Origin of the sequence: Mycobacterium sp. (assembly GCF_049278535.1) — a bacterium.
Taxonomy (GTDB): domain Bacteria; phylum Actinomycetota; class Actinomycetes; order Mycobacteriales; family Mycobacteriaceae; genus Mycobacterium.
The window spans coordinates 21,469-28,586 of record NZ_JBAPMI010000305.1 but is presented as its reverse complement, the minus strand read 5'-3'; the positions used below and the strand labels follow the sequence as shown (position 1 = coordinate 28,586).

The following is a 7,118-nucleotide window of genomic DNA, read 5'->3' as shown; positions in this document are numbered from 1 at the left end:
CCCCTGCGGGCCGCGCCGAGGCGCCGCCGCGACAGCCGGAGGCCCTTACCCGCGAAGGCGGCGCAGCGACCCGCGCCGCCGCAACGCCGCCTGCTCGTCAAGAGCCGGTCCGTCGCCCGCCGACGGGCCGAAACGGCCATCAGGCGTCGCATCACCAGCGCTGAGTCTGAGCCGCACGGTCGCTAAGTACACTGACGCCGTGTCTCGCCGCGTCGCCCTGATCACCGGGCCCACATCCGGCATCGGCGAAGGCTTCGCACGGCGGTACGCCGCCGATGGTTACGACCTGGTGCTGGTATCCCGCGACGCAGACCGGCTCAAGGCACTGGCCGCCGAGCTGTCTCACGAAGGCGGACGCAACGTTGAGGTGCTCCCCGCCGATCTCGCCCACGCCGCCGACCGCGACAAGGTCGCCGAGCGGCTGCACGCCGGTGTCGGGGTGCTGGTGAACAACGCCGGTTTCGGCACGTCCGGCGAATTCTGGACCGCCGAGCCCGCGAAGCTGCAGTCCCAGCTGGACGTCAACGTCACCTCGGTGATGCAGCTGACCCGGGCCGCGTTGCCGGCGATGATCGACGCCGGCTCGGGCACGGTGATCAACGTCGCCAGTGTGGCGGGCCTGTTGTCCGGACGGGGCTCGACCTACTCGGCTTCCAAGGCGTGGGTGGTGTCGTTCACCGAAGGGCTGGCCGTTGGGCTGCGAGGCACCGGCGTCGGGATGCACGTGGTGTGTCCGGGGTACGTGCACACCGAATTTCACGACCGGGCCGGCATCGACATGACCTCGCTGCCGTCGTTCATGTGGCTCGAGGTCGACGACGTGGTCCGGGAAACCCTCGCCGACGCCGCCGGCGGCAAGGTGGTCATCATTCCCGGCGTGCAGTACAAGGCGATCACCACCGCCAGCCGAATGGTGCCGCGAACACTGGCCCGCGCCGCCACGAGTGTCTTCGGTCGGGGCCGTGGCCGCACCTGAGCTCGCCGAATTGGCCGACCTGGTACGTCAATTGGCGGTGGTGCACGGCCGCGTCACGTTGTCGTCTGGCAAGGAAGCCGACTACTACGTCGACCTGCGTCGCGCCACCTTGGACCACCGTGCCGCCCCGCTGATCGGCCGGCTGGTCCGCGAACTCACCGCCGACTGGGACTACGCCGCCGTCGGCGGACTGACCTTGGGCGCCGACCCGGTCGCCACCGCGGTCATGCACGCACCCGGACGTCCGATCGACGCGTTTGTCGTCCGAAAATCCGTGAAAACCCATGGCATGCAACGGCTTATCGAAGGGCCAGATATCTCCGGTCAGCGGGTGCTGGTCGTCGAGGACACCAGCACCACCGGCGGTTCGGCGCTCACCGCGGTGCGCGCCGTGCTGGAAGCCGGCGCGCAGGTGGTCGGCGTCGTGACCGTCGTCGACCGTGCCACCGGTGCGGCCGAAGCAATTGAAGCCGAAGGCTTTCCGTACCGCAGCGTACTGGGGCTGGCGGACCTCGGGCTGCAGTAGCCGCCATGCGCACTCTCATCGCGATGCTCGCGGGGCTGACGCTGATCTGTGCATGTTCGAATTCGTCTGCGCGACAACAGGTATACGGCGCGGGATCGGCACGGTTCGGCGAATCGCTGGCGGTGCTGGGCTGGAACACCTCGATAACGAACCTGCGCTGGCAAGACGACTACGTGCTCGTCGACGTGGATGCGGCCCCGACCGACCCGGCCAAACCACATGCCGATCCCCACGACATCCGCTTCGGCCTCTACGGCGCGTTGGCGCATCCGATGGAATCCGTCGGGATCGGCAGCTGTGACAACGTGAAAAATCTTGTTATTCAATCGCTTTCCGCTCCGGGCGGCACGCGGCTGACCGGCACGGTGTGTCTGGGCCCGATGAAGGACCGCGCCGCCGTTCGTGGCGTCTACCTGTACTCTCCTCGCGACCGAATCGCCGATACCGCCGCGGCCTATGCCGCGGCGTTCCCGGTCGGGGTACTGCCCACCAAGGAGAGCGACACCGGCATGGTGGTCAAAACCACCAGCGTGGCCGCGTGGCGGGCCGACGGTACTCAGCTCAATCAGGGCTCGCTCGGGGATCCGGCGGCCTTCAGCGGCAGCGGTTACATGCTGCTCGGCCTGCAGGCCGACACCATCGCGGCCAAATACCGCGACGACTCCGCGGCCCGCGGCGGGCCGATGATGCTGCTCGCCTCGCCGACCCTGCCGGCGCCCGGCCTGAACCCCGCCTGCACGGCCTACGGGTCGGCGGTGCTGATCCTGCCGGAGGCCTCGCTGGACGCCGTGCACGTGAACGCGTCGTTGTGTACCCAGGGCGATCTCAACGATGCGCTGCTGTACGCCACCGTCGCGATCGTCGGCACCCACGCCGCGGTGTGGACCCTGCGGTGACCGATTCGTCCCGCTCCTCCTCGGGCCGTTCCGGCCCGCATCGTCGCGAGGACACCAGCGAGCCCGGTCCTACCGAATGGGGCGTTGGGACAAGCGGAGTCGGCCCCTGGACGGGGCCGATACCCGACGACCCGCGATATGACCCAGCGTTGTTGCGCGACGGCGACACCCGCAACGTCGTCGACGCCTATCGGTACTGGACGCGGGAGGCGATCGTCGCCGATATCGACACCCGCCGGCACCCGCTGCACGTGGCGATCGAGAACTTCGGGCATGACGCCAATATCGGCGGGGTGATACGCACCGCCAACGCATTCGCCGTGAACACTGTGCACATCGTCGGCCGTCGCCGGTGGAATCGTCGCGGCGCCATGGTCACCGACCGCTATCAGCGCCTGCTGCACCACGACCACACCGCCGCGTTGCTGAGCTTCGCCTCCGAAGCGGGCCTGACGGTGGTCGCCGTCGACATCGTGCCCGGTGCGGCACGGTTGGAGCAGACGACGCTGCCACGGGACTGCTTACTGCTGTTCGGCCAAGAAGGTCCCGGTATCAGCGACGACGCCCGAGACGGCGCTGCGTTGACCGTCTCGATCGCTCAGTTCGGCTCGACGCGCAGCATCAATGTCGCGGTCGCGGCGGGAATCGCCATGCACAGCTGGATCAGCCAACATGGCAACATCGACTGCGCCTGGTAGCGTGCCGATTCGCTAAGTCCTTGGTGTGACGTCGAATTCGATGGGCAGAGTGGTGGGTCCCGTCAGCGCGGTCAGCGGTTTCCACGGGGCCGGTCCGGTTCGCCGGGGGTGCGGCATCTGCTGGGTCATCACCGTGAGGGCTTCGGCGAGTTCAAGCCGGGCAAGGTTGGCGCCCAGGCAGTAATGCATGCCGGCACCGAAGGTCTGCATTGGGTGCGTGCCATCGCGAGTGATGTCGAGTTGGTCGGGGTTCTCGTAAAAGTCGGGGTCCCGGTTGGCCGAGGCGGTGTTGGCGACGACCAGTGTGCCGGCCGGGATCATGACATCGGCGAGTTCGACATCCTCGAGGGCGACGCGCAGGGTGCCCCAGGCGATCGGGGAGTGTCGCATGGTTTCCTCGACCGCATTGGCGGCCAGCTCGGGATGCTGAGCCAGCAGCGCCCACTGGTCGGGGTGATCGCAGAGCACCTGCACCGACGCGGCGAGCTGGTTTCGAGTGGTGTCCGTGCCGGCAATCAGCAGACCCACGACCAGCATGCGCAACTCGTCGGCGTTGAGCCGGTCGCCTTCGTGTTCGGCGCGGATCAGCTCGGAGATCAGATCGTCGGTCAGCGCGCCGCGGCGGTCAGCGACCATATCGTCGACGTAGTCGTCGACGGCCTCCCAGGCCGCCAGGATGGAATCCGCCTCATCGGCGACGTTCCAGCTGAAGACCTTGAAGATGTCGTCGGTCCATTCCGAGAAGAGCTCCCAGTCCACGGCCGGTGCGCCGAGTAGCGCGCAGATAATCGGGATCGGGTATTGACGCGCGATGTCGGTCACCACGTCGCAGTGCCCGTGGACCGTATGGCGTCCAACGAGTTCGGAGATGACGTCGATGACCGTCGAGCGCAGCCGCGAGGTGGCCCGGGGCGTGAAGGCCTTCGATACCAAACGGCGGAGGCGGTGGTGTGCGTCTCCGTCGAGACTGATCAGACTTGCGGCGACGCGGTCCCATAGCGGGCCGGACGTGATGCCTTGAGCGGCCAGGAACATGCCCTTGGGCACGCGAAAACGAGGGTCGCGCAGCACCGTACGAACCAGTTCGTAGCGCAGGATTTCCGGGCCATGGGTGCCGATGGCGATCGGTGCTCGATTCCGGGCCTGCGCGACGAGTCGGTGCGCCGCCTCGGGATCGTCCAGATGCTCGTAGGCCAAGATGGGAAGCCCTGCGTCGAAGACATTCGGGCAACTGCGGGTAGGCATCGTGTCGACGGTCATGACGACTCCTTGCTCGAAACATTTCAGCTGGACGTTTGCGGTTGCTGGCCGCGACGCAATCGTTGCTCCGGTGCCACCAAGACTCGTCAGTAGACGAATACTGATCTTTCGTCGCACCGGCCGGGTACCGCTTCTAGGCTGTATGGGTGCGGTTGGCGTGGCCGTTGACCGGCCGTTCGAAGGAACAGCGGCTTATCGAAGCTGCAATTTTCGACTCGGACTCGGCCGGGATCGTGGTTTGCGGGCCTGCCGGTGTGGGGAAGAGCCGGATCGCGCGTGAAGCGCTCAGATCTGCCGGGTCGCAGGGGTGTGAAGTCCGATGGATGGTGGGCACGTCCTCGGCGCGGTCGATTCCGTTGGGAGCGCTGTCCTCATGGGCAGAGCCCACCGGTGACGACAACCTCGAATTGATCCGCAGCGCAATCGCCGCGCTGACCTCCTCGTCGCCGGGCAAGACAGTCGTGCTGGGTGTCGACGATGTGGCCCTACTCGATGATTTGTCGACATTCGTTGTGCATCAGATCATTCAGCGCCGCGCCGCCAAGGTCGTGCTCACCATCCGCGAAGGCGAGTCGATTCCTGCCGGGGTACGGGAGTTGTGGGCCGGCGGGCAACTTGACCGCCTCGATCTGCAACCGTTGTCCGAAGCCGAAACAACCGCGCTCATCTCCGCGACGTTGGGTGGCCCGGTGGATCCGCAAGCCGCAGAGCGATTATGGACATTGACCCGCGGCAATGCCTTGTATCTGCGAAACATCGTCGAGCAGGAGGTCTCCCATGAACGCCTTGCCCTGCAGGACGACTCTTGGTGCTGGCTCGGTGATCCGGTCCTACCGCCCAGCCTGATCGAACTGATCGAGGGACGGATCGGAGGCCTGCCCAGCTCGGTCAGCGACGTGATCGATGCCCTCGCCGTCGGCGAACCCATCGAACTCGGGGCGCTCACCCGAATAACCGATCCGGCCGCGGTCGAGCAGGCCGACATCCGCGGTCTCATCGCTCTCGATCAACAAGGCGATCGGGTAGAGGCAAGGTTGGCGCACCCGCTATACGGGGAGGTCCGGCGAAATAGGGCCGCCGCCATCAGGTTACGACGGCTACGCGGCATGGTCGCCGCCGAACTTGCCGCGTCGGATGATCGTGATGACATGCGGGTCGTGGTCCGCCGCGCGACTCTCAGCCTCGACTCGGACCTCGAGCCGGACCCCGACCTGCTGGTCAGGGCGGCCAGCGGCGCGGTCTGGTTATGGGAATTCCCGCTTGCTGATCGGCTCGCCGGGGCGGCAACCCTTGCAGGAGGGGCCGCGAACGCGAAACTCATTCGCGCCTACGCTTTGTCGTGTACGGGGCGCGGCCAGGAAGCCGACGCGGTGCTCGCCGGCATCCAGGCAGACGAGTTGGCCGATGCATTGTTCGGCCGGATGGCCTTCCTGCGCGCCACCAATCGGCTGTTCACTCTGGCCGACCCGGTAGGGGCGAAGGAACTGATCGATGATGCGTCTCGCGACGCAGGTCCACAGGCTCGCAGCTGTATCGACGCATTTCTGGCGGTGTACTGGGCGGCGATGGGCAAGCCGGAGGCAGCCATCGAGTCGTCCGGCAAGTTCACCTGGCAGGAGCTGCCCGACCTCGTCGCCCAGCGGGTTACCGCCTGGGCCCTTGCCCTTGCGTTCGGCGAAGCGGGCCGCGCCGGCGAAGCCGCGGCAGCGGCAAAGGCCGGTTACCCCGTTCCAATACGCTCGTTCGTCATCATCACCGACGCTCACATCGGCGCCCTACTTTTGGCCGGTCACATAGTCGATGCCGATGCACCGGCGCAGACCATAAAACAACGTCAACTTGAGTTCCAGGCATTTCAGTCTTTCCAAGTCGGCACTCTCGCAATGGGCAGAACGGCCCTTGGTTCCGGGCGACTCGACGTCGCGATTTCGCAGCTGACCCAAACCGTCGAAACCGTAAATGCGTCCACCGACGCCACCGGGTGGCGCTATCGGTGCCAGATTCCGCTGACGACAGCGCTCGCAATGTGCGGCTCGACGGACGAGGCCGCGGCCCGGCTCGACGCACTCGAAAAGCTGCGCCATCCCAGCTGGCGATACCTGGACTACGAGTACGCGATTGCCAAGGCATGGGTGGTAGCCGGGCAGGGCGCCGTCAGTGAAGCAATCGCGATCTCGCTTGCTGCCGCCGAAACAGCCAGGGCCAATGGTCAATTCGCTCCTGAAGTGATGTGCTTACAGACCGCTACGCAGTTCGGGGAGCATTCCTACGGGCCTCGGTTGCGAGAGCTTGCAACGATCGTCGAAGGGCCCCGCGCCGGCATTGCCGCCCGTTTTGCTGAAGCATTGCATGCCGACGATGGTGCCGAATTAACCTCGGCGTCAGCTGAATTCGAAGATATGGGTGATGTGATCGCTGCTCTCGATGCGGCGGCGCACGCAGCTATCGCGTACCGGCACAAGGACTTACGCGGGTCAGCGTTGGGATGCTCGGCCAGGGCCGAAGCGTTGGCCAAGCAATGTGGCGGTGCCCGCACGCCCATTCTGCGCAAGGCGGTCGAACGATTGCCCCTGACCGACCGCGAACGAGAAATCGTCATGCTCATCGGGCAAGGGCTGTCCAACCGGGATATCGCGATACGGCTGACGTTGTCGGTGCGGACCGTCGAAAGCCACATCTACAAGGCGATGGCCAAAACCGGGACGCTCAACCGCGACGAGCTCGCGGCGCTGTTGCCTCAGCGCCGGAAATAACACGACGGC

6 protein-coding genes are annotated in these 7,118 nt (G+C 66.1%); 5 read left to right on the top strand and 1 reads right to left on the bottom strand.

The window, feature by feature from the left end; genetic code table 11:
* The first annotated feature begins 199 nt into the window (after positions 1 to 199).
* Genes WAO18_RS20275 through WAO18_RS20260 form a run of 4 tightly spaced genes read left to right on the top strand, consistent with a single transcriptional unit; the run spans position 200 to position 3,096 of the window.
* Positions 200 to 976: an SDR family NAD(P)-dependent oxidoreductase gene (locus tag WAO18_RS20275; protein ID WP_422208023.1), complete on the top strand. Its 777-nt coding sequence runs from the start codon at positions 200 to 202 to the stop codon at positions 974 to 976.
* Complete coding sequence (gene pyrE / locus WAO18_RS20270; RefSeq protein WP_422208022.1) at positions 963 to 1,502, top strand: orotate phosphoribosyltransferase; 540 nt, start codon at positions 963 to 965, stop codon at positions 1,500 to 1,502. The genes WAO18_RS20275 and pyrE overlap by 14 nt, the downstream gene beginning before the upstream one ends.
* A gap of 5 nt (positions 1,503 to 1,507) precedes the next feature.
* Positions 1,508 to 2,398, top strand: coding sequence for a hypothetical protein (locus WAO18_RS20265; protein ID WP_422208021.1), 891 nt, complete (start codon positions 1,508 to 1,510; stop codon positions 2,396 to 2,398).
* Complete coding sequence (locus tag WAO18_RS20260; RefSeq protein ID WP_422208020.1) at positions 2,395 to 3,096, top strand: TrmH family RNA methyltransferase; 702 nt, start codon at positions 2,395 to 2,397, stop codon at positions 3,094 to 3,096. Before WAO18_RS20265 ends, WAO18_RS20260 begins: the two co-directional genes overlap by 4 nt.
* Before the next feature lie 12 nt (positions 3,097 to 3,108).
* On the opposite strand, the gene WAO18_RS20255 is transcribed toward WAO18_RS20260, so the two are convergent.
* Positions 3,109 to 4,356 (bottom strand): cytochrome P450, encoded by a 1,248-nt coding sequence (locus WAO18_RS20255; RefSeq protein ID WP_422208019.1) that lies wholly within the window; start codon positions 4,354 to 4,356, stop codon positions 3,109 to 3,111.
* 323 nt (positions 4,357 to 4,679) lie between these two features.
* On the opposite strand from WAO18_RS20255, the gene WAO18_RS20250 reads away from it, so the two are divergent.
* Positions 4,680 to 7,109 (top strand): helix-turn-helix transcriptional regulator, encoded by a 2,430-nt coding sequence (locus WAO18_RS20250; protein WP_422208018.1) that lies wholly within the window; start codon positions 4,680 to 4,682, stop codon positions 7,107 to 7,109.
* Positions 7,110 to 7,118: the final 9 nt, after the last annotated feature.